Source organism: Arthrobacter sp. FW306-04-A (assembly GCF_044358315.1).
GTDB lineage: Bacteria > Actinomycetota > Actinomycetes > Actinomycetales > Micrococcaceae > Arthrobacter.
In genome coordinates, this window is record NZ_CP084559.1 from 1,320,639 (window position 1) to 1,345,280 (window position 24,642).

General features: G+C 64.3%; 19 protein-coding genes. 8 read left to right on the forward strand and 11 right to left on the reverse strand.

Going from position 1 to position 24,642, the window contains the following annotated elements; translation table 11 throughout:
• Positions 1 to 31 precede the first annotated feature (31 nt).
• Positions 32 to 790 (forward strand): tyrosine-protein phosphatase, encoded by a 759-nt coding sequence (locus LFT43_RS06030; protein WP_395801622.1) that lies wholly within the window; start codon positions 32 to 34, stop codon positions 788 to 790.
• 10 nt (positions 791 to 800) lie between these two features.
• Positions 801 to 1,295, forward strand: a complete 495-nt coding sequence (locus LFT43_RS06035) for a GNAT family N-acetyltransferase (RefSeq protein ID WP_395801623.1) — start codon at positions 801 to 803, stop codon at positions 1,293 to 1,295.
• 17 nt (positions 1,296 to 1,312) lie between these two features.
• Here LFT43_RS06035 and LFT43_RS06040 read toward each other — a convergent pair whose 3' ends face one another.
• From LFT43_RS06040 to LFT43_RS06050, 3 genes are read right to left on the reverse strand one after another with little or no spacing between them, the layout of a single operon-like run.
• Entirely contained in the window at positions 1,313 to 2,875 is a 1,563-nt protein-coding gene (locus LFT43_RS06040; RefSeq protein ID WP_395801624.1) for an FAD-dependent oxidoreductase, read from the reverse strand.
• Complete coding sequence (locus tag LFT43_RS06045; RefSeq protein ID WP_395801625.1) at positions 2,872 to 5,124, reverse strand: molybdopterin oxidoreductase family protein; 2,253 nt, start codon at positions 5,122 to 5,124, stop codon at positions 2,872 to 2,874. The genes LFT43_RS06040 and LFT43_RS06045 overlap by 4 nt, the downstream gene beginning before the upstream one ends.
• A gap of 1 nt (position 5,125) precedes the next feature.
• Positions 5,126 to 6,535 carry an MFS transporter gene (locus tag LFT43_RS06050; protein WP_395801626.1) on the reverse strand — a complete coding sequence of 470 codons (1,410 nt, stop codon included), beginning with the start codon at positions 6,533 to 6,535 and terminating at the stop codon, positions 5,126 to 5,128.
• Between the two features lie 293 nt (positions 6,536 to 6,828).
• On the opposite strand from LFT43_RS06050, the gene LFT43_RS06055 reads away from it, so the two are divergent.
• Positions 6,829 to 8,238 carry an MFS transporter gene (locus LFT43_RS06055; RefSeq protein WP_395802936.1) on the forward strand — a complete coding sequence of 470 codons (1,410 nt, stop codon included), beginning with the start codon at positions 6,829 to 6,831 and terminating at the stop codon, positions 8,236 to 8,238.
• Between the two features lie 77 nt (positions 8,239 to 8,315).
• On the opposite strand, the gene LFT43_RS06060 is transcribed toward LFT43_RS06055, so the two are convergent.
• The 8 genes from LFT43_RS06060 to LFT43_RS06095 all read right to left on the reverse strand — a co-directional run bounded on the left by LFT43_RS06060 (position 8,316) and on the right by LFT43_RS06095 (position 19,912).
• Positions 8,316 to 10,124, reverse strand: a complete 1,809-nt coding sequence (locus LFT43_RS06060) for an acetyl/propionyl/methylcrotonyl-CoA carboxylase subunit alpha (RefSeq protein ID WP_395801627.1) — start codon at positions 10,122 to 10,124, stop codon at positions 8,316 to 8,318.
• A 150-nt stretch (positions 10,125 to 10,274) separates the two neighbouring features.
• Entirely contained in the window at positions 10,275 to 10,949 is a 675-nt protein-coding gene (locus LFT43_RS06065; RefSeq protein WP_395801628.1) for a Maf family protein, read from the reverse strand.
• Positions 10,950 to 11,166: 217 nt separating this feature from the next.
• Positions 11,167 to 13,689: an MMPL family transporter gene (locus tag LFT43_RS06070; protein ID WP_395801629.1), complete on the reverse strand. Its 2,523-nt coding sequence runs from the start codon at positions 13,687 to 13,689 to the stop codon at positions 11,167 to 11,169.
• A gap of 26 nt (positions 13,690 to 13,715) precedes the next feature.
• Entirely contained in the window at positions 13,716 to 14,447 is a 732-nt protein-coding gene (locus tag LFT43_RS06075; protein WP_395801630.1) for a TetR/AcrR family transcriptional regulator, read from the reverse strand.
• 219 nt (positions 14,448 to 14,666) lie between these two features.
• Positions 14,667 to 16,085 carry a dicarboxylate/amino acid:cation symporter gene (locus LFT43_RS06080; RefSeq protein WP_395801631.1) on the reverse strand — a complete coding sequence of 473 codons (1,419 nt, stop codon included), beginning with the start codon at positions 16,083 to 16,085 and terminating at the stop codon, positions 14,667 to 14,669.
• A gap of 242 nt (positions 16,086 to 16,327) precedes the next feature.
• Positions 16,328 to 18,013, reverse strand: a complete 1,686-nt coding sequence (locus tag LFT43_RS06085; RefSeq protein ID WP_395801632.1) for a DUF885 domain-containing protein — start codon at positions 18,011 to 18,013, stop codon at positions 16,328 to 16,330.
• A gap of 76 nt (positions 18,014 to 18,089) precedes the next feature.
• Positions 18,090 to 18,332 carry an acyl-CoA carboxylase epsilon subunit gene (locus LFT43_RS06090; RefSeq protein WP_395801633.1) on the reverse strand — a complete coding sequence of 81 codons (243 nt, stop codon included), beginning with the start codon at positions 18,330 to 18,332 and terminating at the stop codon, positions 18,090 to 18,092.
• Positions 18,329 to 19,912: an acyl-CoA carboxylase subunit beta gene (locus LFT43_RS06095; protein ID WP_395801634.1), complete on the reverse strand. Its 1,584-nt coding sequence runs from the start codon at positions 19,910 to 19,912 to the stop codon at positions 18,329 to 18,331. The genes LFT43_RS06090 and LFT43_RS06095 overlap by 4 nt, the downstream gene beginning before the upstream one ends.
• Positions 19,913 to 20,122: 210 nt before the next feature.
• On the opposite strand from LFT43_RS06095, the gene LFT43_RS06100 reads away from it, so the two are divergent.
• The 5 genes from LFT43_RS06100 to LFT43_RS06120 all read left to right on the forward strand — a co-directional run bounded on the left by LFT43_RS06100 (position 20,123) and on the right by LFT43_RS06120 (position 24,601).
• The gene (locus tag LFT43_RS06100) at positions 20,123 to 21,022 is read left to right on the forward strand and encodes an SDR family oxidoreductase (protein WP_395801635.1); all 900 of its coding nucleotides are present in this window, start codon (positions 20,123 to 20,125) and stop codon (positions 21,020 to 21,022) included.
• Between the two features lie 47 nt (positions 21,023 to 21,069).
• A complete protein-coding gene (locus LFT43_RS06105) occupies positions 21,070 to 21,978 on the forward strand; it encodes a biotin--[acetyl-CoA-carboxylase] ligase (protein WP_395801636.1) in 909 nt (302 codons plus the stop codon).
• Complete coding sequence (locus LFT43_RS06110) at positions 21,971 to 22,585, forward strand: PH domain-containing protein (RefSeq protein WP_395801637.1); 615 nt, start codon at positions 21,971 to 21,973, stop codon at positions 22,583 to 22,585. Before LFT43_RS06105 ends, LFT43_RS06110 begins: the two co-directional genes overlap by 8 nt.
• A complete protein-coding gene (locus LFT43_RS06115; protein ID WP_395801638.1) occupies positions 22,575 to 23,738 on the forward strand; it encodes an adenylate/guanylate cyclase domain-containing protein in 1,164 nt (387 codons plus the stop codon). The genes LFT43_RS06110 and LFT43_RS06115 overlap by 11 nt, the downstream gene beginning before the upstream one ends.
• A 104-nt stretch (positions 23,739 to 23,842) precedes the next feature.
• A complete protein-coding gene (locus LFT43_RS06120; RefSeq protein ID WP_395801639.1) occupies positions 23,843 to 24,601 on the forward strand; it encodes a PP2C family protein-serine/threonine phosphatase in 759 nt (252 codons plus the stop codon).
• Positions 24,602 to 24,642: the final 41 nt, after the last annotated feature.

Sequence of the window (24,642 nt, forward strand, 5' to 3'; positions counted from 1 at the left end):
ATCATCGTGATCGGCGCGGTTAACTAGGGGCATGGGGGACCTGACAAAAAACGAAGATCGCACACTCAAAGTGGACGGACTGGTCAACGGACGCGACCTAGGGGGTCTGAAGCGCACAGACGGGACGGTCACTCCACGCGGCGTCTTCTTCCGGAGCGAGAACGTCGATTGCATCACCGGGAACGGATGGCAACAGGTCTACGATGCCGGGATACGCACCGTGGTGGATCTTCGTCAGCAACGCGAACGCAAAACAGATACCCGGGAACGGCCTGGTTGGCTCACCACGATCCACGTTGACCTTGACGGCCTGGAAAACAAAGAGTTCTGGGCGGACTACTGGGACAACGGCCTAGTGGGTACAGCGATTTACTTCCTCCCGCACCTTGCAGCCATGCCCGAACGGGCCGGTACAGCCATAACGGAGGTACTCAACGCACCGGCAGGAGGAGTCCTCTTCCATTGCATGGGAGGCAGGGACAGGACGGGCCTAGTTGCCATGGCTCTGCTTCATGCAGTCGCCACCGACCGCGGATGCATCATCGATGACTATCTGGAAACAGTCAGGTTAGGTGATGTCCGAGCAGCCAGCAGCAACCGAAACAACGCTGAACCCATGCTTGAGGAATTGTGCCGGCAACATGGCACAACAACCGAAGGCGCGTTCCGGAACGCCTTGGAAAAATTTGATCTCCAGGCCTTCCTCGACGCCGCAGACTTCACCGATGAGGACCGGGAGCGCCTGTTCACGTGGCGTGGCGCGATCACACCCGCAAACCCGGCGGAATAGGGTGGCAATTATGGAAACCGCGGCAATCAAAGTCCGGGAAGCGACCGCCGAAGACACATCGACACTCTGGGCGGCCTGCTTTGAAGCAGCGAATTGGCGCGGGAGTGAGCAGTTCACGCGCCAACAGCTCATGAACGACCCGGAACTCTCGCACTACGTCGAAGGCTGGCCCCGCCCTGGGGACTTCGGTGTTGTTGCTGTGACCGGGAATGGAGAAGGAATCGGCGCCGCATGGTGCCGCACCTTTGCCGCCGACGACGCAGGGTACGGCTTCGTGGCGACGGACATACCGGAACTAACTGTCGGCGTCGTGCCCGGGCTTCGGGGAGCGGGTACCGGCACTGCGCTCATGACTGCACTCATCGCGCTAGGACGCTCTCGAGGGCTACGGGGTATCAGCCTCAGCGTGGAGGACGGCAATCGCGCCAGGGATCTATACGAGCGGCTCGGATTCGTTCGGGTCGGCCGGAACGGCGGCTCGGACACCCTGCTACTGAAACTGTAGGGAGACGCCCAAACCCCCTACGCCGCAACCCCTTGGAAATGCCTCTCGATAATCCCCTTGATGTCCCCGTGGCACCCGCCGCAGCCGGTCCCCGCACGGGTGGCTTTGGAAACTTCCGGTACGGAGGAGCAGCCATCCAACACGGCTTCCTCGATGCTCACACCGCTGACGCCTGCGCAGCGGCACACCGTGCGTTGGGGGTCGTTGTTGGCGCCGGCGGAATCCAACTGGTCGGGGCCGTCCAGGCGGAGCAGGAGTGAACGGTCGGCCGGCAGTTCGGATCCGCGTTCGAACAGCATCACGAGCTCCGCGGCCGTGCGCGGCATGCCTACGGTCACGAGGCCTTCGAGCGCGCCGCCCCGCGTGGTCATCTTGACGTAGCGGCCGTGTTCCGGATCAGCCCATTGCGCAACTTGGCGCCGCGGCCTGCCGTCGGCAACGCCTACGCTCAGGAGCTCGTCATCCCATGGTTCGGCCCTATTGTCGCCAGCGACCGCAAGGTTGATGCCACGTGCCTTTAAGACCACGACGCCGGGTTTCTCCTGCGGCAGCGGCGCCAACGTGTCGGCAGCGTCCTGGCCGCCCTCGGCTAGAAGGATCAGGTACTCGGCAAGCCACTCGGCCTGGCGCCAGCCCGGACCTACCAGGCCGGAAGGGCCCAGGGCGGTGCGGCACTCAGGACATTCGGCGTCGGCACAACGGACTTCGGCGCAGTCTCCGATCGCGAACATGTGTGGCTCGTGATACGTGCGCAGGTGGTGATCCACCAGGATGCCGGTGGCCGCTGGCAGCCCGCAGCCTTCGGCGAGTTCGATCCGCGGGCGCACGCCGCAGGAGAGGACCAAGAGGTCGCCCTCGATCCTCGACCCGTCGTCGAGGACCAGGGCTGAAAACATGCCGTCGGGGCCGTTGTGTTCAACGGCGGTGGATCGGGCGTTGCCCACCATGGTGATCCCGCTGTTGCGCAGGCTTGCCGCAAGAACGGCGCCGCCGCCGCGGTCGATATTGCGGCCGAGCGGGAAGGAACCGTTGTGTACAACCGTGGTTAACGCGCCTTCTTCCGCGGCGGCGAGGGCCGTTTCAAGGCCCAGCACACCGCCCCCGAGGACGATCACGCGCTTGCCGGCAGTCACGGCGTCGCGCAGCTGAGCGGCATCACGGAGGTCCCGGAGCGCGGTCACGCCCTCCGGGAGCACCGGGTGTGAAGGATCGGGGTTGATTCCGGTGAGGTTGGGAAGGACTGGCCGCGAGCCCGTGGCGAACACCAGGCGATCGTAGCCGGGAGTGGTTCCGTCCGAGAGGACCACCTGCTGGCGGGCGCGGTCGATGCGTTTGACCGTGACGCCCAAGCGGACCTCGACGCCGTCGGCCGCCAAAGCGGTAGCGTCCGCCATCGCGAGAGCCTCCGCGGTGGTCCGCCCCACGCCGAGTTCCGCCACCATGACGCGGTTGTATGCGGCTTCGGCTTCCTGCCCGACGACGAGCAACTGGACAAGGCCGCTGCGCACGGCGGGCAACAAGTCGTCCACCAGCCGGGCCGCGACCGGCCCGAATCCGACCACCACAATTCGCTCGCTCACGATGCCTCCTTGACGTGCATTGACAAGCCGGCTCCGGCTGGTACAGCTGTGGAGAGCACAGCCAACGCCGGTTCGACCTCTGGTTGTGCCGCCTTCCGGACCCATACCGTGCTGGCCTTGAACTCCGGCATGCCGGAAATAGGATCCGTGACCGCCTCCGTGAGCCGGTTGGCGCTGCCCAGTCCAGGGAAATGGAAAGGAAGGAAGACGGTGTCCGTGCGGATGGAGTTGCTGAGCTCCACCCTGCACAGGACTTCGCCACGCTCGTTGGAGACCCGGACAAAGTCGCCATCGGAGATGTCCCTGACCACCGCCGTCGCAGGGTGGATCTGCAGGAGGGCCTCCGGCTGGGCGGCCGCGAGTTCGGCCACACGGCGGGTCTGGGCGCCCGACTGGTAGTGCTCCAGCAGGCGCCCGGTCACGAGGGTCAGCGGATCGGGATCAGAGCCGACGACGGCGGACCGCGGGGAGCGCTTCTGCGGTGCCACCGGGACCATCACCGCGCGTCCGCCGGCGTGCGCGAAGCTGTCGAGGAAGAGTCGCGGCGTTCCCGAGCTGCCGGTGGGATAGGGCCAGTACGCGGCTTCTCCGCGGTCCAGCATGGCGTAGTCGATTCCCGAATAGTCGGCCAGCCCCCCAGCCGAGGCGAGCCGGAGCTCCTCAAAGACGGTCTCGGGATCGTCGCTGAACATGGACGGAGCGTCGAGGGATTCGGCGAGCCGGGCCATGAGCCACAATTCGCTGCGGACGCCCGGGGGAGGGGTGAGGGCTTTCCGACGGCGGAGGACGCGGCCCTCGAGGTTCGTCAGGGTGCCTTCTTCCTCGGCCCACTGCGTGACCGGGAGGACGAGGTCGGCTTCAAGCGCGGTCTCGGACATGAAGAAATCGCAGACCACCAGGAAGTCCAGTCTGCGCAAGCCCTCGATCACGGCGCTGGCGTCCGGGGCGGACACCGCCACATTGGCGCCGTGCACGAAAAGGCAACGGACGCCGTCGGGCTGTCCCAAAGACTTCAAGAGTTCCACGGCCGGCAGACCGGGGCCGGGGATGAGCGACTCGTCCACTCCCCACACTTTGGCAACGTGGGCGCGAGCGGCGGGATCGGTGATCTTGCGGTAACCGGGGAGCTGGTCGGCTTTCTGGCCGTGCTCGCGGCCCCCCTGGCCATTGCCTTGGCCGGTGAGCGTGCCGTAGCCGCTGCGGGAGGAGCCCGGCAGGCCGAGGAGGAGGCTGAGGTTGATTGCGGCAGTGGCGGTGTCCGTGCCGTCGACGTGCTGCTCGACTCCGCGGCCGGTCAGGATGTAGCTGCCACCGCGCCGGGCGCCGTCGGCGAGGCGGCGTGCGGTCTCGCGGATGAGCGTGGCGGGCACGCCGGTGATCGATTGAACGCGCTCCGGCCAGAAAGCTGCGAGGCTGCGGACGATCGCCGGGTACCCGGTGGTGCGGCCTTGAAGGTAGTCAGTATCGGCGAGGCCTTCGTGGACCACCACGTGGGAGATGCCCAGGAGCAGGGCAAGGTCCGTGCCGGGGGTCGGCTGCAAGTGAATGCCGCCGCCGTCGCCGGTGAATGCGGCCGTCGCGGAACGGCGGGGATCGGCCACGATCAATCCGCCGGAATCGCGCGCGCTCTGCAGGTGCTGGACGAACGGCGGCATGGTCTCGGCAACATTGGAGCCGAGGAGGAAGATGACGTTTGCCGAATCAAGGTCCTCCACGGGGAACGGGAGGCCGCGGTCCACGCCGAACGCGCGGTTTCCGGCTGCCGCAGCGGAGGACATGCAGAAACGTCCGTTGTAGTCGATGCGGGAGGTTCCCAGCGCCAGGCGGGCGAACTTGCCCAACTGATAAGCCTTCTCATTGGTGAGTCCGCCGCCGCCGAACACGCCGACCGCGTCGGCTCCGTACTGTTCGCGGGTCTGTTTGACGGCTCCCGTGACCAGCATGAGCGCTTGGTCCCACGTGACCGGCCGGTGGACGCCGTCGGACCCTTTGAGCATGGGTTCCGTGACTCGTCCGGTGTGGTTCAGCAACGACGCCGATGTCCAGCCCTTGCGGCACAGCCCGCCCCGGTTGGTGGGGAAGTCGCGGCCGGATACTTCCAGTAGTGGAAGTGCCTTTGCCGCGGGAGCGGGGTCTGACCCCGGCTGCGCAACCCCCAACCCCGGCTGCGCCGAGGGCGCCGCCGGGGTCAGAGTCATGGCGCACTGCAGCGCACAATACGGGCAGTGGGTGTTGGCGCCATTGGGCATATTAGATGTGTCCCATCGCGTTACGGTTGGCCTTCCGGAGGTAGCAGGCCCAGCAGACGACCAGCATCAGCACGTAGGCGCCGACGAAGCCATAGAACGCGGGGGTGTAGGAACCAGACGCGGTGGTGGAAGCGTTCAGCACCTGGGGGATGACGAATCCGCCGTAGGCGCCGATCGCCGAGATCAAGCCGAGGGAGGACGAAGCCAGGCGTGCCGTGCTTGCGGCACTGGCCCCGGAACGGGCAGCCCGGCTGGAGGTGGCGAAGATGACCGGAATCATGCGGTAGGTGGCGCCGTTTCCAAAGCCGCTTGCCGTGAAGAGGAACAGGAAGAGGACCAGGAAGAGCCAGAAGTTCTTGAGCGGAAGGGTCCAGATCATGGTCAGGGTGATGATCGCCATCGCTGCGAACGCCGTGACGGTCATCCTGGCTCCGCCCATGCGGTCAGCCATGCGTCCGCCATAGGGGCGGGCCAGCGAGCCGACCAGCGGGCCGAGGAAGGCGAGCGAAAGAGCCACTGCGCCGAGGTGCATGGAGGAGAAAGCCGGGAAGTAGTCCTTGATGAGCTTGGGGAAAACGCCGGAGAAGCCGATGAACGAGCCGAAGGTGCCGATGTAGAGGAAGGCCATGATCCACAGGTGGGGTTCCTTCAACGCGGCGATCGAGCCTGCCACGTCGCCCTTCGCGCTGGTGAGGTTGTTCATGTACTTCCAGGCGCCGAACGCGGCGACAAGGATGAGTGGGATCCAGATGAGGCCTGCCATGGGCAGGTTGACGGTGCCGGCGGCCAAGAGAGTGACGGCGATCGGGACAACGAGCTGCGCGACGGCGGCACCGAGGTTTCCGCCCGCGGCGTTCAGGCCGAGCGCCCAGCCCTTTTCACGGGCAGGGTAGAAGAAGGTGATGTTAGCCATCGAGCTGGCGAAGTTGCCTCCGCCAAAGCCTGCAAGGCCCGCTACCAGCAGCATGACGCCGAAGGGGGTGCCCGGGTTGGAGACGCAAAGAGCGAGGCCGGCTGTGGGGATCAGCAGCAAGAGGGCCGAGACGATGGTCCAGTTGCGGCCGCCGAACTTCGGGACCATGAAGGTGTAGGGGATGCGCAGCGTGGCGCCGACCAAGCTGGGGATCGAGATGAGCCAGAAGATCTGGTTGGTGTCGAACTTGAAGCCGGCGACCGGGAGCTGGACGACGACGATCGACCAGAGCTGCCAGACGACGAAGCCCAGGAACTCGGCGAAGATGGACCAGTAGAGGTTGCGCTTGGCGATGGAACGGCCAGCAACTTCCCACTGTTCCTTGTTCTCTGCATCCCAGTTGGCAATCCAGCGGCCAGGGCGGTGTTCGAGCTCGGGGACGAGGGCGGTGGGCGCCTGCTCGTTGGTGAGGATTTCGGTGCTTCGGTCAACTGTCACGGAGTGCCTCCTTTGTGGGGACGTTGTACTTCCACGTTAGGGAAGGCTCGTTTCGCGGACCGTCGCGGTTTGTAAACGTGCTGTGACATTTGCCTATCGGAGGGAGTCACCGGTGCGTGAGATGGCGGTGAGGTTGTTGTGTCGCGGACCGCAGAGTGAGACTTTCCAAAGCGTCCGCATGCTGGACTTGATTGTCCATTTGTTGGATACCGGGAACTATTATTGAACTCTCAAATAATCTTTGCCGGCAGGCTCAGGAACGCCGGGCCGGCGTGAACGAAAGCAACCACTACATGTCTTCCATCGCTGAATCCAAGGAAAGCGAGTCAGTCAAGCCGGCCAACTCGCGGGGACGGGTGATCTTCGCCAGCCTCATCGGGACGTCCATCGAGTTCTACGATTTCTATGTCTATGCCACGGCCGCAGTGCTCGTCTTTCCCAAACTGTTCTTCCCGACGGCTGACGAGACCACCCAGCTGCTGAGCTCCTTCGCGGTGTTCGGTGTCGCCTTCGTTGCGCGGCCACTTGGCTCCATAATTTTCGGCCACTTCGGTGACAAGTTCGGTCGCAAGGGCACCCTGGTGGCGTCCCTCCTGACCATGGGTATTGCCACGTTCCTGATCGGTTGCCTCCCCACCGCCCAGGTCCCGGGCTGGACCTTCCTGGCTCCCACGTTGCTGGTAGTCCTGCGCTTCGCCCAGGGCCTGGCCCTCGGCGGTGAGTGGAGCGGTGCAGCGCTGCTCGCAACCGAGAACGCGCCGGCCAACAAACGCGCCATCTACGGAACATTTCCCCAGATGGGTGCGCCGATCGGCTTCATCCTGGCCAACATCATCTTCCTGGTCTTCAGCTACACCTTGACTCCCGAGGCCTTCGCCGCCTGGGGCTGGCGCGTGCCGTTCCTGCTCAGCGCGGTCATGGTAATCCTCGGCCTCTACGTGCGCCTCAAGCTCATTGAAACCCCTGCATTCACCAAGGTGCTGGAGTCGAACGAAGTGGCCAAGCTGCCCATCGGACGAGTGTTCAGGAAAAGCTGGCGCCCGCTGATCCTCGGAACCTTCATCATGCTGGCGACGTATGTCCTGTTCTACCTGATGACCACGTTCACGCTGACCTACGGCACCAAGCCCACTCTGGCGGGCGCTCAAGCCGCTGCGGTGAAGGCCGGAAAGCCGATGACCGAAGCGGCCGCCGCGGCGTTCGTCCCGGGCTTGGGTTTCAGCCGGAACGACTTTCTCTGGATGCTGATTGCCGGCGTCGTCTTCTTCGGCATTTTCACCCTGGTGGCCGGTCCGCTGGCCGAAAAGTACGGCCGCCGCAAGATGCTCCTCGCGGTGACGGCCAGCATCCTGGTGTTCGGCTTGGTGTTCGTGCCCCTGTTCAGCGGCGGCTTTGTGGGGACCATGGCGTTGCTGATCATCGGATTCACGCTGATGGGCCTCACCTTCGGACCAATGGGCGCGCTGCTCCCGGAACTGTTCCCGACGAACGTCCGTTACACCGGATCCGCAGTCAGCTACAACATGTCCAGCATCCTCGGCGCAGCAGTGGCCCCGTTTATCGCAGTATGGCTTTGGGAATCGGCCAAGGGCAGCACGGTCCTGGTGGGCGTCTACCTCAGCGCCATGGCAGTGCTGACGCTCGTGGCCTTGTTCCTGTCCAAGGAAACCAAGGACACGGACTACGAGAACAACGTGGCCTGATTCCGTATTAACCGACTCCTGTTAAAAGGCTCCGGCCCCGCACCAATGTGCGGGGCCGGAGCCTTTTACGCCGTTGCTTAGTCTTCGATCGTTGCGATGACGGCGCCTGCGGAGACGGTTTCGCCTGCCTTGGCCACCAACCCGTGGATGGTGCCGGCCTTGTGGGCGGTAAGGGGCTGCTCCATCTTCATGGCCTCGAGAACCACGATCAGATCGCCTTCGGCAACCACGTCGCCGGCAGCCACTGCTACCTTGACGATCGTTCCCTGCATAGGCGAGGTAAGGGCGTTGCCGCCCGCCACAGCGGCTGTGGCGCCCGCAGAACGGGAACGTTTCTTGATCTTCGCGCCCTTGGAGCCCGCGCTGGCTACCGAGGAAACCGAGCCGAGAGTCGCGGGAAGGACAACTTCCAGCCGCTTGCCGCCAACCTCGACGACGACGCGTTGCCGCTCACCGGCGTCGGCGGCTTCTGTTCCGCCTCCAGTGGGCGTCCATGCTGGGATGTTGTTGACGAACTCGGTCTCGATCCAGCGGGTGTGCACCTTGAACGGGCCTTCGGCCGGAGCGAATGCGGGATCGGTTACCACTGCGAGGTCGAAGGGGATGACGGTCGGGATGCCTTCGACCACCATTTCCTCAAGGGCCCGGCGGGAACGCTGGAGGGCCTGTTCGCGGCTGGCGCCTGTGACGATCAGCTTTGACAGCATGGAATCGAAGTTTCCGCTGATGACGTCGCCCTGCTCGATGCCGGAGTCGATGCGGACGCCCGGACCCGTCGGGTTCTTAAGGGTGCTGATGGTTCCCGGTGCAGGCATGAAGTTACGGCCCGGGTCTTCGCCGGTGATGCGGAATTCAAAGGAGTGGCCGCGGACCACAGGATCGCCATAGCCGAGCTTTTCGCCGCGGGCGATGCGGAACTGCTCACGAACCAAGTCGATGCCCGTGACTTCCTCGGAAACACAGTGCTCCACCTGAAGGCGGGTGTTGACTTCGAGGAACGAGATGATGCCGTCCTGGCCCACCAGGAACTCGCAGGTTCCCGCGCCCAGGTAGCCGGCTTCTTTCAGGATGGCTTTCGAGGACTCGTACAGGCGCTCGTTCTGCTCGGCGCTCAGGAACGGTGCCGGAGCTTCTTCCACGAGTTTCTGGTTGCGGCGCTGGAGGGAGCAGTCGCGGGTAGAGACCACAACAACGTTTCCGTAGGCGTCGGCCAGGCATTGGGTCTCGACGTGGCGGGGGGAGTCAAGGAAGCGCTCGATGAAGCACTCGCCGCGGCCGAAGGCGGCAATGGCCTCGCGCACTGCGGATTCGAAAAGCTCAGGGATTTCCTCGATGGTCCGGGCAACCTTGATCCCGCGGCCGCCGCCGCCGTAGGCAGCTTTGATGGCGATCGGAAGGCCGAACTCCTTTGCGAAGGCCAGGATCTCGTCGGCGGATTCCACCGGGTCGGCAGTACCGGGAACCAGCGGAGCACCAACCTTCTCGGCGATGTGGCGTGCCTGCACCTTGTCGCCGAGCGCTGAGATGGCCTCCGGGGACGGGCCGATCCAGGTGATGCCGGCGTCGATGACCTTGGTGGCAAACTCGGCGTTCTCGGCGAGGAAGCCGTAGCCGGGGTGGATGGCGTCCGCACCGGACTGCTTGGCGACCTCGATCAACTTGTCCATCACGAGGTACGACTCAGCAGCCGTGTTGCCGCCCAGCGCGTACGCCTCATCTGCCAGCCGGACGTGCAGGGCGTCGCGATCGGGGTCTGCGTAGACGGCCACGGAGGCGATGCCTTCGTCCCGGGCTGCGCGGATAATGCGGACCGCGATTTCGCCTCGGTTGGCAATCAAGACCTTGGTGAGAGGGCTGGAAATGGGCTGCGCCGGATTAGCTGACAAGTTGACTCCTTCTGTCCTTCAGGGAGCCTAGCGTGATTTTGAGGGTTCCGCCCATATTGATGGGGGATTCCGTGTGTGAGACGGCCTGTCTTTGTAGGGTTGCTACAAAGTCAGGAATCCGGCCGCGGGGCCGGCGACTCGGACCGACTTCTATTCGCTGATCGCCTCGGAGCCGTTCTGAGTCCAAAGTTCGGTGATTCCAACGTTCGCTTGCCCGAGCAGATCGCGGAGAGTCGAGATGGAGAGCCCGACGACGGCGTGCGGGTCGCCGTCGACCTTGCGGATGAAGGCCCCGCCCAAGCCGTCGATCGTGAACGAACCCGCGCAGTGCAAGGGCTCGCCGGTCGCGATGTAGGCGTCGATGTCCTCCTCGCTCATCTCCACAAAGTGGACTTCTGCACTGGATACCGCGCCGACCGTTGCGCCGGTGCCGTCGGCTGCCTCGCCGTCGTTCACGTCCGCTGCGGTATCGCGACAGTCCACCAGCCAGTGCCCGGTGTGGAGCACGCCCTTGGAGCCGCTCATGCGGAGCATCCGTTCCTTGGCCACGTCCACTGTGTACGGCTTCCCGTGCGATTCGCCGTCGAACTCGAACACGGAATCGCAACCGATCACCAGAGCCCCCTCGGCGCCGGGCAGGGAAGCGACGGCCTCGGCCTTGGCGCGGGCCAGGAGGAGCGCGGTGTCATGCGCGTCGGTGACCCCATATCGGGCCTGCACGGCGTCCTCGTCCACGTCCGAGACGAGTACCTCGTGGTGGATGCCGGCCTCCGTGAGGAGTTTGGTGCGGGCGGGGGACTGGGAAGCCAGGATCAATCGGGTCACGGCTCAAGCGTAGTACGCGGCGCCGCCCCCCGACGCCCGCTCACTTTTGACCTGTTTCCACCCGACGCTCCATCACATCCGGGCCCAAATCCCGATACGCTCCGTCACTTTTAGGGGATAACTAGAGGTGAGGGAGGGTTTTGGGAAAGCGCGCTAAAGGTGAGTGGGCGTCGCTTCTGAACACAGAACCGACGCCCGTCGAGAGGCAACCAGACGCCTAGTGGACCAGTTCCTTGGCGCTGCCTGCCGCCGTCGTGCGCTGAAGCTTGGCGCCTTCAACGTCGACGTCGGGCAGGATGCGGGACAGCCACCGCGGCAGCCACCAGGCTTTCTCGCCCAAGAGGTACATCACGGCTGGAACGATGGTCATCCGCACCACGAACGCATCCACGAGCACGCCGAACGCCATGGCGAAACCGAGCGGCCGGACCATTGTCAGGTGGCTGAAGATGAAGCCGGCAAACACGCTGACCATGATGATGGCGGCGGCCGCGACCACGGCGGCAGCATGGCTGAAGCCGCTCCGGACGGCTTGCTTCGCGTTTTCGCCGTGCATGAACGATTCGCGCATGCCGGACGTGATGAAGACCTGGTAGTCCATGGCAAGGCCAAACAGCACGCCAATCAGGATGATCGGCAGGAAGCTCAGCACGGCTCCTGGGTTGGCGACGTCGAACACGGTGCCCAGCCAGCCCCACTGGTACACGGCCACCACCGCGCCGAACGCTGCCGCGAGCGAAAGCAGGAAGCCTCCCGTGGCGAGCAGCGGGACCACGATGGAACGGAACACCAGCAGGAGCAGGATCAGTGAGAGCCCGACGACGATCGCCAAGTATGGGGGCAACGCGGCACCGAGCTTCGCGGAGACGTCGATGTTGCCGGCCGTCTGTCCTGTCAATCCAATGGTGGCGCCGGTGGCCTGCTGGATTTCGGAACCCTTGGCGCGCAGTTCCGAGACCACCTGAACGGTACTGGCACTGGCGGGCCCGTCCTTGGGGATGACCTGGAAAACGGCGGTGCGGTGATCTTGGCTGAGCGCCACCGGAACGGCTGCCACGACGTTGTCGACGCTGCGCAGCTTGTCCGCTACGTCGAACTGCTTGGTCTTCGCCTGGTCGTCGCTGAGTCCCGACGGGAATGTGCCGACAACCACGATGGGTCCGGTCATGCCCTCGCCGAAGCTCCGGCGGGTGAGGTCATATGCCTTGAACGCTTGCGAATCGACCGGTTCCGAACCGCCGTCGGGCAATGCGAGGCGCAACTGGGAGGCCGGGAGCGCCAGCACCCCGAGGAGCACGACACCGGCAAGCAGCGAGACCACCGGGTGGCGGGTCACGAGGCCGCCCCAACCGCGGCTGCTCCGGCGCTGGTCCTCGGCGCGATCTGCCAAGGCGTGGTCCGGTTCGGCGTTGTGGCGCTCGGCTTTGGCCCAGGCCCGCTTGGAGATGAGCTTCCGGCCGACCAGCGAGAGGACTGCCGGGGTCAGCGTGAGGGAGACGACGACGGCGACTGCCACGGTCGCTGCGGCAGAAAGGCCCATGACGGCGAGGAACGGAAGCCCGGGAACCACCAATGCGGCAAGCGCGATGACGACGGTGAGGCCGGCAAAAAGGACGGCGTTGCCTGAGGTTCCCGTGGCAAGGGCTACGGACTCCTCAGCGTCCATCCCTGAAAGCAGCTGGCCGCGGTGCCGGTTGACGATGAAGAGGGAGTAGTCAATCCCGACGGCGAGGCCCAGCATGAGCGCGAGCATCGGGGAAATGGAGCTCATGTCGATGACGCCGGTAAGGGCAAACGTTCCGCCGACGCCCACGGCCACGCCGATGATCGCCATGAGGAGGGGCAAGCCCGCGGCGACAAGCGTCCCAAGCATCACGATGAGGGCGATCGCCGCCACGGCGATGCCGATGATTTCCGAGACGCCGAACAGTTGGGAGACGTCCTCGGTGATTTCCTTGCTCGCTAGTGCTGTGACACCTGCTGACGAGACTCCGTGGACTATGTCCTGGACTTGCTGCCTGAGGGCGGGGGTCAAGCCGTTAATGGAGGTCTTGAACTGGACCTGGGCGATCGCCGCCTTGCCGTCTGCAGAGACGAATCGCATGCCTTGGGACGCCGCGACCTGGCGCTTGGCCAGGGCAAGTGCTGCAGCTCCGTCGGTGGCCTGTTTCTGGCCTGCTTCGAGCTTCTGACGCCCGGCGAGCAATTCGGCCTTCTGCGGGGCAAGTTGGGCCTGGATCTGCGCGGCGGGCATGCCGGCAGCGGTCATTTGCTGCTCTGCGGCCTTGAGCTGGTCGTCGCCGGCATCGAGCGTGGCCCGGGCCTTGTCCAACTCAGCCTGCCCGGCGGCGGCTTTCTGTTCGCCGGCAGCAAGATCGGACGGTGCCTTGTCCAGCTGCGCTTGGGTGGCGAAGGGATTGACCGTGGACTGCACGTCCGGCAGTTTTTCCAGCTTGGTGAGGGCCGACGCAATGGCGTCCTTGCCGGCTTGGTTGAATCCGGCGTCGCCGGCTTCGAAGACGATCCCCGCGGAACCACCCGAGGAGGCCGGAAGGTCCTTCTTGAGTTTGTCCAGCATCTGCTGGGTCTCCGTGCCGGGGATCTGGAAGTTGTTGGACATGGTGCCGTGGAAGGCTGCTGCGGAGCCGCCGACGGCGATGAGTACGGCTAGCCAGAGGGAGATCACCAGCCAGCGGTGATGGTAGGAGAACTTGCCAAGACGGTAGAGCAGGAGTGCCATATCGGAACCGATCTGTCGGTGTGTGGTTATGCCGAGTGTTGGGGGTCAGCCGCTGGCTGAGTGGCGCGGGAGGCAGGGCCCTGGGACCCCGGGTCTTGGGATGCCGTGCCGTGGGGCTCCGGTCCTTGAGGGGCGGGTGCAGTGAAGCCTGAACCGAGCAGGCCAATGGCGTCGATCAAGTGCTGCCGCAGGCTCGCCAGGGATTCGGGGGAAAGATCCGGGCCGCGTTGTTCGAACCAGACGCTCATGGCTGCCTTGCCGCACGAAATGATGGATCCGGCCAGGGCCCGCAAATAGAGCTCATTGACACCCGGGCCGAGGCGATGGCGGGCGGCGTTGATGATCTGCGTAGTGCAATGGTCCCAGGCTTCGAGTTCGGAACGTACCAGGGCCCGGTTGTCGTGGGTGAGGCTGAAAAGCTCGGCCATGGGGGAAACCGTCATGGGGTCGGCCAGCGCCATGAGGGCGGCCCGGGCCGAATCGAGGATGGGTTCGTCCGAAGGGCGCAGGCGGAATTGTTCCAGGGCATGGTCCAGGAAGCCTTCAGTCACTGACGCCAAAGCGGTTTCGAGGCTGGGGAAGTAGTTGAAGAAGGTACGCCGGGATACGCCGGCCGCTTCCGCGATGTCTTCCACGGTGAAATTGCCAACTCCCCTGCTGCGCAACATGGCGAGGGCTGCGTCCGCGATCGCTTGGCGGGTGGCCAGTTTGTTCTGTTCCCTGCGCGAGGGGAGGGTGGTGGCGTCGGAAGTTGTCACCTATTTACACTAAGTGCAACTTTGCACTCAGGGCAAGTTAAATCTTGGCTCATCAAAAGTAAACGGCCGGAGACGGTCGTGCGTCTCCGGCCGTTGTTGACTGCCCTACTGCTGGAAAGGTTCCAGAATCCGCCACAACTCACCGTTAAAAGGACGAATCCCCAGGGCATTCCCCGGGGATTCGTCCGCGCGATGGTGGGTCGCGATGGTGGCCGCCGCTTAGGCCTTGGCGTCCGCGAGTTCGCGACTTCCGTCGGCAGGCTCCGGAGAGACTGCGTTGTCCTCAGCGGCGAACGCCTTTCCCTTGCGGGGCGCGTTGTAGAGGGATTCGTCCAGGATTCCCTGGCGCTTGGCGACGATTGCCGGAACCAAAGCCTGTCCGGCGACGTTGACTGCCGTGCGGCCCATGTCCAGAATCGGGTCGATCGCCAGGAGGAGCCCGACGCCGGCGAGCGGCAGTCCCAGCGTGGACAGGGTCAGCGTGAGCATGACGACTGCGCCCGTGGTACCTGCAGTTGCTGCGGAACCGAGAACCGAAACCACTACGATCAGCAGGTACTGGCTGATGTCCAGGTTGACGCCGAAGAACTGGGCTACGAAGATCGCGGCAACGGCCGGGTAGATGGCCGCGCAACCGTCCATCTTGGTCGTGGCGCCCAACGGTACTGCGAACGAGGCGTAGCCCTGGGGAACTCCGAGGTTGCGCTCCGTGACGCGCTGGGTGAGTGGCAGCGTGCCGATCGAGGAGCGTGAGACGAATGCCAGCTGCACGGCGGGCCACACGCCCGAGAAGTATTGCTTGACGGACAGTCCATGGGATTTGACCAAGATGGGGTAAACCACGAACAGCACCAGGGCGAGGCCTACATAGATGGCCACGGTGAACTTGCCGAGCGAACCAATGGTGTCCCAGCCGTAGACGGCAACAGCGTTGCCGATCAGGCCGATGGTGCCCAGCGGGGCGATGCGGATGATCCACCAGAGGACCTTCTGGATGACGGCGAGGGCCGACGCATTGAGGTTCAGGAATGGTTCGGCTTGCTTACCGACCTTGAGGGCTGCGACTCCGACGGCGATGGCGATCACCAGGATCTGCAGCACGTTGAAGCTGACCGACGTGCTGGCGACGCCATTGGTGACGGTGGTGCTGGCGCCCAGGCCGAGGAAGTTCTTCGGGAACAGGCCGGTGAGGAATGCCCACCAGTCGCCGGTGGTTCCGGCATATTCGGCCTTCTTGGTGATGCCCGTACCGGCACCCGGCTGCAGGAGTACGCCTAGTCCGATGCCGATCAGCACCGCGATGAGCGAAGTGATGGCGAACCAAAGCAGGGTGTTCCACGCCAGTTTCGCCGCATTGGACACTTGGCGAAGGTTCGCGATGGAACTCACCACGGCGGTGAAGATCAGGGGCACGACGGCGGTCTGCAGCAGCGAGACGTAGCTTGAGCCGATGGTCTGCAAAGTGGCACCGAGCCCGTTGGGAGCCGCCTTGGTGCTGCCGGTGGCCTTGGCCAGGAGGCCGAGCGCCAAGCCGATCACCAGGGCCGCGATGATCTGGACGCCGAAGGACGTTGCCCACTTGGGAAGCCGGGACGAGGTCTTTCCGGCGGAAGTCGAAGTGTTGGATGAATTGCTCACCGGAACAAACTAGGCCCGGAAAAATACCACCGCGATCCGAGGTTGAGAAATGTTACGGCCACAATTTCAACCAACAGCCCCAACAACCCGGGAATTCGCCGCCAATCCACCCATTTATGAAGTTATTCCCGGACGGAATGTGGGGAATGTCTCGCGTGCATTAGCGAACCGCAGTGGCTCGTGGCTCGTGCCCACCCGGAGCCGCGCCGGTCACCGGGCGGGACCCGGGCGGGGGAGTTGCGTTAACCCAGCAGCGCCCGGCGGAGAGTATCCAGCCCAACAGAGCCGATGTTCAGCGCATCCGTGTGGAAGGACTTCAAGTCGAACCCGTCGCGGCGTTCCAATTCGGCCCGGATTTCCTCCCATAGCCGCTGCCCCACCTTGTACGACGGAGCCTGCCCTGGCCAGCCGAGGTACCGGGTGAATTCGAACTGGAGCTGGCCAGCGCTGATGGGAAGGTTGGCCTTGAGGAATTCGAAGCCCTTTTCCGAGGTCCATGTGCCGCTGCCCCAACGTTCCGGTACTTGCAGCTCAAGGTGAACGCCGATATCGAACACGACGCGGGCCGCACGCATGCGTTGCATGTCCAGCATGCCCATGTGGTCGCCCGGATCCTTGAGGTAGCCGAGCTCCAGCATGAGCTTCTCGGCGTAGAGGGCCCAGCCTTCGCCGTGTCCGGAGACCCAGCAGACATTGCGCCGCCAGTTGTTGAGGAGCTCGCGACGGTAGACGGCGGTGGCCACCTGGAGGTGGTGGCCCGGCACCCCCTCGTGGAAGACCGTGGTGGTTTCGGCCCAGGTGGTGAAGGTGTCCTCGCCTGCGGGGACGGACCACCACATGCGGCCGGGCCGGGAGAAATCGTCCGAGGGGCCGGTGTAGTAGATGCCGCCTTCGTCGGTGGGTGCGATGCGGCACTCTAGCGTCTTCATGATGTCCGGGATGTCGAAGTGGACGTCGGCCAGTTCGGACACTGCGCGGTCGGAGAGCTCCTGCATCCACGCCTTGAGGGCATCGGTGCCCTTGATCTGCCGGGTTGGATCGTTGTTGAGGATGGCCTTGGCCTCGTCGATGGAAGCGCCGGGCTTGATTTGCTCGGCCACCCGTTCCTGTTCGGAGATGAGCCTGTCGAGTTCCTGCACGCCCCAGTTGTATGTTTCCTCCAAGTCCACGGTTGCGCCGAGGAAGGAACGCGAGGCCAGTGCGTAGCGCTCGCGGCCCACGGCGTCCTTTTCGGGAGCGAAGGGGAGAAGCTCCGCTTCGAGGAAGGCGGCGAGGCGCTTGTAAGCGGAGCGGGCGACGGCGACCCCGGCGTCGAGCTTTTCCTGCAGTTGTGCGGGCAGCAGCTGGCCATCGATGGCGGCTTCGGAGGCAAGCTTGGCGAAGAAGCCGTCCTCGGCCGCGTACTTGCTGGTCTGTTCGATGACGATCTTGACTTGGCGGACGGCGGAGACCTTCCCTGCGTCCCTCGCGGAACGAAGTGACGCCATGTATCCGTCGATCGCTTCCGGGACGTTGGCCGCGCGGCCCGCGATGTGCTCCCAGTGTTCGGCAGTATCGGTGGGCATGAGGTCGAAGATCGCACGGATGGTCTGGGCCGGGGACTCGATGTTGTTCAGATCCGCGGCGTCCCAGCCGGTCTCGTGGATCTCGAGCGTCAGGCCGAGCCGCTCGCGCATCGCGTCAAGGGTAATGACGTCGGAGGCGTCCGCGGGTTCGAGCGTGGCCAGTTCGTCGAGTGTGTCGCGTGCTGCCTTGGCGAACGCGGCCGCGCCCGCGGGCGAGAAGTCCTGGTATTCGGTTTCGTGTCCGGGCAGGCCGAGGGTGGTGGCGAGGCTCGGGTTCAATGCCAGAAGCGTGTCGGTGTACGCGTCAGCTACGGCGTCGATGGCGGTCTGGGAACGTACCGGAGTGGTGTTTTCAGTAGTCACCCCAAGAGCCTAACCGCGCCCCGGCCCCTTATGAAAGGGTTATTGCAGAGTTCTCCGGAGCAGTGGAGCCTCTTGGTTAACCCCGGCTGCGCTTCCAGGCGCCCGGCCCCGGCGCGGGGTCCATGCGCAGTTGCTGCCGCCGCAGCCAGTGCCGCGTGCTGGGCGGTACGGTTTCGGCTTCCTGTGGCGCTTCGAGGGAAGCGACGACGGCGGCAAGCGCCGCGAGCTCTTCCGGCGTCGGGTTTCCCTTGACCACCGAAAGCAAGGGCTCGGCCGGTGCCGTGTCCGTGGAGTCTGGGAGGTTCTGTTCGGCGCTCACAGGGGGATGTTTCCGTGCTTTTTGGTGGGCAGGCTGGCGCGCTTGTCGCGAAGGGCGCGGAGGCCCTTGATGATTTGCAGGCGGGTCTCCGACGGCGCGATGACGGCATCCACGTAACCCAGTTCGGCTGCCTGGTAAGGGTTGAGGAGTTCTTCCTCGTACTGGCGGATGATCTCGGCACGCTTGCCTTCGACGTCGCCGCCGGCTTCGGCGACGGCTGCAAGATCGCGGCGGTACAGGATGTTGACGGCGCCTTGGGCGCCCATGACGCCGATCTGTGCCGTGGGCCAGGCCAAGTTGAGGTCGGCGCCGAGCTTCTTGGAACCCATCACGATGTACGCTCCGCCGTAGGCCTTGCGGGTGATGACCGTCAGCTTGGGCACGGTGGCTTCGGCGTAGGCGTAAAGCAGCTTGGCTCCGCGGCGGATGATGCCTTGGAATTCCTGGTCCTTGCCCGGCAGGAAGCCGGGGACGTCCACCAACGTGATGATGGGAACGTTGAAGGCATCGCAGTGCCGGACAAAGCGGGCGGCCTTTTCCGAGGCAGAGATGTCCAGCGTGCCGGCGAACTGCATGGGCTGGTTGGCGACGATGCCAACAGTGTGGCCTTCAACGCGGCCGTAGCCGATGATCACGTTGGGGGCGTAGAGCGACTGCATTTCGAGGAAATGGGCGTCATCCACGATCTGTTCGATGACCTTGCGGATGTCGTAGGGCTGGTTGGCCGAGTCCGGGATGAGCGTGTCCAAGGCGAGGTCGTCGTCGTCGAGCTCTAGTTCTTGCTGGTGCTCCAGGACGGGGGCCTCGGAGAGGTTGTTGGACGGCAGGAAGTCCAGGAGTTCGCGGACGAATTCGATCGCGTCGGCTTCGTCGCTGGCAAGGTAGGTGGAGGTGCCGGTGGTGGCGTTGTGCTGGCGCGCGCCGCCGAGGGTCTCCATGTCCACGTCTTCGCCGGTGACGGTCTTGATGACGTCCGGGCCCGTGATGAACATATGGGAGGTCTTGTCCACCATCACCACGTAGTCGGTGAGGGCGGGGGAGTAGGCCGCGCCGCCGGCGCACGGGCCCATGATGAGGGAAATCTGGGGGACGACGCCGGAGGAATGGACGTTGTTCCGGAAGATGTCGGCGAACATGGCCAGTGAGGCTACGCCTTCCTGGATGCGCGCGCCGCCGCCGTCGTTGATGCCCACCATCGGGCAGCCATTGCGGAGGGCGAATTCCTGGACCTTGACGATCTTCTCGCCGTTGACCTGGCTCAGGGAACCGCCGTAGACGCTGAACTCCTGGCTGTAGATGGCGATCAGGCGGCCATCAACGGTGCCGTAGCCTGAGACGACGCCGTCACCCAGCGGCTTCTTCTTCTCCATGCCGAAAGCTGTGGAGCGGTGTACGGCCAACGCGTCGAACTCTACGAACGAACCCTCGTCGAGGAGCATGTCAATGCGTTCGCGGGCTGTGTTCTTGCCGCGGGCATGCTGCTTCTCGATGGCTTCGGGACCGGATGGTTGTTCTGCACGGGCCTGGCGGTCGCGGAAGTCGGCAATCTTTCCCGCTGTCGTTGTCAGATCGTGGCTCATCAAATGTCTCCGGCTCTGTAGCTGATTTACGCTGGCACTGCTTCGTAGGCATGCGCTCTTAAGTAGCATCCGTACAAAGTGCGGGCCCTGTTGGCTAGTCTAATGACGCAAAAGCCACAGACCTCTGTAGAAACCCTACAATTTTCCGACTTCAAGTCGAGCATCAAGCAATGTTACTCGCTGGTAACATAGGTGGGCTACAGTGTCCTCATGACCTCAAGCAACGACGCTTCTGCAAACCCTGCCCTTCCCTACCAGGCACGTGGATCACTGAGGGGCCGCACCATCCTGATGTCCGGCGGCAGCCGAGGCATCGGCTTGGCGATCGCCACCCGCGCGGCCCGCGACGGCGCGAACATCGTTCTCATGGCCAAGACCGGGGAACCCCACCCCAAGCTGGAGGGCACGGTCTTCACGGCTGCCGAGCAGGTGGAAGCAGCCGGTGGCTACGCGCTGCCGCTCGTCGGGGATGTCCGCAACGACGGCGACGTTGCCGCGGCGGTTGCCGCCGCCGTCGAGAGCTTCGGCGGGATCGACGTCGTGGTCAACAACGCTTCGGCGATCGACCTCTCCCGCACTGACGCGATTGACATGAAGCGCTACGACCTCATGCAGGACATCAACGTGCGCGGCACGTTCCTGCTATCCAAGCTCGCGTTGCCCGCCCTGCGGAAATCGGGTAATGCCCACATCCTGACTCTTTCTCCGCCCCTGAACCTCGACCCGAAGTGGGCCGGCATGCACTTGGCGTACACCATGGCGAAGTACGGCATGAGCCTCACCACGCTGGGCCTCGCCGAAGAACTCAAGAACGACGGCGTGGCGGTCAACTCCTTGTGGCCCTGCACGCTCATCGACACCGCGGCCATCCGAAACATGCCTGGCGGGGAGCAGATCGTCCAGGCGGCCAGAGGTCCGGAAATCATGGCCGACGCGGCCCACGCTGTGCTGACAGGGGCGCACCTGACCACAGTCTCGGCCGGTTCAACCAGCAAAACCGGCAACTTCTACACCGACGAACAGGTACTGAAGGCCGCGGGGGTCGCGGACTTCACGCCCTACAGCCTGGGTGCCCCGGAGGAGAAGCTCGTGGCTGACATCTTCCTCTGAGCGGACATCTTCTTCCGGGACCAGCTTGGCTGGATAGGATTCTGTCTATGGACGTCGAACAGCCTGTAAGCAGCGAACCACGTGACCCGCGCTTGGGCCTGGACCGCGATGCCCTGCTTCATCCTGACTTCCTCGCGGCCGCTGGTATTTCGCAACTGAAGATTGTCGAGACCACAGGCTCCACCAATGCCGACCTGCTGCATGCCGTCACCACGGAACCCAAGGAGTGGGCCGACCTCGCGGTCCTCACCGCAGAGCACCAGACAGCGGCGCGGGGAAGGCTCGACCGCCACTGGGAGTCTCCGGCCCGCTCGGCGATTTCGGTTTCGATCGTCCTGCGTCCCGTCAATGCCCAAGGCCTGCCCGTAGCGACCCAGAGCTACTCCTGGCTCTCCCTGCTGGGGGCGCTCGCCTTGCGGGAGACGCTGCTGGAAACGGCTGGGCTTCCCGCCGAAATCAAATGGCCCAACGATGTCCTGGTCCGGGGCAAGAAGATCGCCGGCATCCTGGCGCAGATGGGGCCGATGGGGGACGGATCGGTTCCCGCTGTGATCCTGGGTACCGGCCTCAACGTGACGCTCGACGAGGATGAATTGCCTGTCCCCACGGCGACGTCCCTCCTGCTCGAGGGCGCAACCACCACGGACCGCACCGTCCTTCTCCGAAGCTACCTGTCCCGTTTCGCAGCGCTGTACCGCAGTTTCTGCAATGCCGACGGCGATCCCACTGCGGGACTGGCCGGTGGTTCGTCCCTGCACAAGCGGGTGGAAGCCGTCATGGTCACCTTGGGACGCGAAGTGAAAGCTCATCTGCCGGGCGACCACGAATTGGTGGGGCATGCGTCCAGGTTGGATGAGTATGGTTCCCTTTTGGTGGTGGACCATGGCGGCCGCGAGCACGTGGTGACCGCCGGCGACGTCGTCCACCTGAGGGCTACAGAAAGCGGTTATGCGTAGAGAGCTCCTGCGTGGGGAGCAAGTCATCGTGATCACGCGGCAGCAGCCAAGGATGCTCTTTGGTCCCGTCCTGGCATTCATACTCGTCCCGGCTGCGGCGGCTTTCGCATGTGCCTGGATAGTCAAGGGCGGACCGGGCAAGCTGCTTCCCCTCATCACGGGTGAGTGGACCCAATGGCTGGTGGGCGCGTGCCTGGCCATTGTGGCGATCGTGCTGCTTGGTTACAGCCTCCCCGCATTCATCCGCTGGCGTGGCATTCGCTACATCCTGACCAGCGGACGGATAGTTGCCCGTTTTGGAATGCTTCGCCGGGACGACTGGCAGGTTCCCCTGGCCGCGGTGCGCAGCGTGGGGATCAAACAATCGCTGCTCCAACGGATATTGCGCTCCGGGAATATATCCTTGGATACCGGGCACCCCGGCGACACCGTTCTTGCGGATGTCCCGGAGGTCGGCAAATTCAGGAGTTTCATCCTGGAAGCCATGGCCGAGCTTCCGCCGAGTGTCAGGTTCGGTGACGGAGCCGGCGAGTTTGACGGTTTTGCCGAATACCCGAATGAAGCGTTGCCCTGGGATGTGAGAGAAGGTGGAAGTGATGAGCGTTGACGAGCAGGAGCCTGAGTACATGGACCACGAGCCCGACGCCGTGCCTGAACCTTCCGTGGACCCCGCACCTACGGGGGTCCTTCCCGTCGTGCCCCCGCCCACCGGGGCCCTGTCATCCGAGCGGCTGGCCATCAAGGCGCTTGAAAGCAGGCTGCTGGGCGGCGAACGCAAACTCCGGCGTCGTGAAGTGGCTGCCGGCGCAGGTGTCTCCCTGCTGTCCGCCCGCAAACTGTGGCGCGCCTTGGGTTTCCCCAACTTCGGAGACCAGGACGTAGCGTTCACGGAACGCGACCTCGCCGCACTGTCCACCATTCTTGACCTTGTCCGAGCCGGGAAGCTCACCGAGGAAGCCGCCATTTCCGTGACCCGGGCCATCGGCCAGATGACTGACCGCATGGTGGTGTGGCAAGTCGAGGCACTGATCGAAGACATGGTGATGCAGCAAGGCATTCCCGACGCCGTTGCACGCAAACAGTTGGTCAATGAACTGCCCAACCTCGTGGACGCCATGGAGGAGATCCTCTTGTACTCGTGGCGCCGCCAGATGAACGCCGGCGTGCAGCGCTTGGCCGTCCGCGCCGAAGCCGGCTTGCAGGCCAGCGAGGCGGGCCGCGAGGGCGATGAAGACGATGCCCCGCTGCCGCTGGCGCGCGCCGTGGGCTTTGCCGACCTTGTCTCCTATACGAGCCTCTCCCGCCGCATGAACGAGAAGACCCTGGCCCAGTTGGTCCAGCGCTTCGAGAACAAGTGCGCAGAGATTATTTCCATCGGCGGCGGACGCCTCGTGAAGACGGTCGGCGACGAAGTCCTCTACATTGCCGAGACGCCTACCGCGGGCGCTGAAATCTCCTTGGCGCTCGCCCAAGCCTTCACGGAAGACGAAATCCTGCCGGAAGCCCGCGTGGCCATGGTCTGGGGACGGATCCTTTCCAGGCTCGGCGATATTTACGGCCCTACCGTCAACCTGGCAGCCCGCCTCACCGCGTTGGCGGAACCGGGCACGGTCCTGGTTGATGAGATGACGGCGGCGGCCCTGGGCCAGGACGAGCGTTTCGTCTTGGTTCCCCAGACCGCTGAAAACGTTCGCGGCTTCGGGGAAATCCTCCCCGTCCGGCTTGCACGCGGGCTTGGCAAAGGGCTGGTTCTCGACTGATCCCGTGGACGCCGTCCTTGGAGTTAACTCTCGGATCGTGGCATAGTCGTCTCCGCCACCCTAGAGCCCACTTTTGCTAACCGTGCTTTCCACCGAGGACAAGAATGAATTCACAGTCCGCAGCGACCGCCCTTGAGCCAGGATTCACGCTGAGCTACGGCTACGGGACGGACCGGGGACTCAGTCGAGAAATCAACGAAGACTCGCTCATTGCTGTGGATCCGGTCTTCGCGGTGGCTGACGGCATGGGCGGGCATGAGGCAGGCGAGATTGCCAGCGCATTGTGCGTCCGTACTCTTGGCAGCATGCCGCAATTGGCGGCGGGCGTCCGATCGGCGACGGCCGTCGCCCTGCAAGAATGTATCCTTGCCGCCGACTCCCAGATCCGGAATGCCACGGGTGGGCGGGCCGGAACAACGCTGTCCGGAGTCGTCGTCGCCGAGCAAATGGGCGTCCTTTATTGGCTAATCATGAACATCGGTGACTCGCGGACGTATCACCTGAGCCGGGGCGATTTCAGACAGATCAGCGTGGACCATTCGGAAGTCCAGGAACTCGTCGACGCTGGCAGGATCACGCGTGAAGAGGCCGCTGTGCATCCGCGCCGCCATGTGGTGACCAGGGCCCTCGGCACCGGCGGCGAGAACGAAGCGGACTTCTGGTTGCTGCCCGTTCAGGAAGGGGACCGGATACTGATCTGCTCGGACGGACTCACCGGGGAGCTGAGCGACGAGCATATGTTCCGGATCCTGAGCACCGTGGGGCAGCCGCAGGAGGCAGTGGATGCCCTTATCCAGGAGGCCTTGCGCAGCGGCGGACGGGACAACGTCACCGCGATCGTGGTGGATGCCAGGATCACATAGAACGACGCCGGAGGGGCAGGTCCCCGCTCATGCCGGCAACG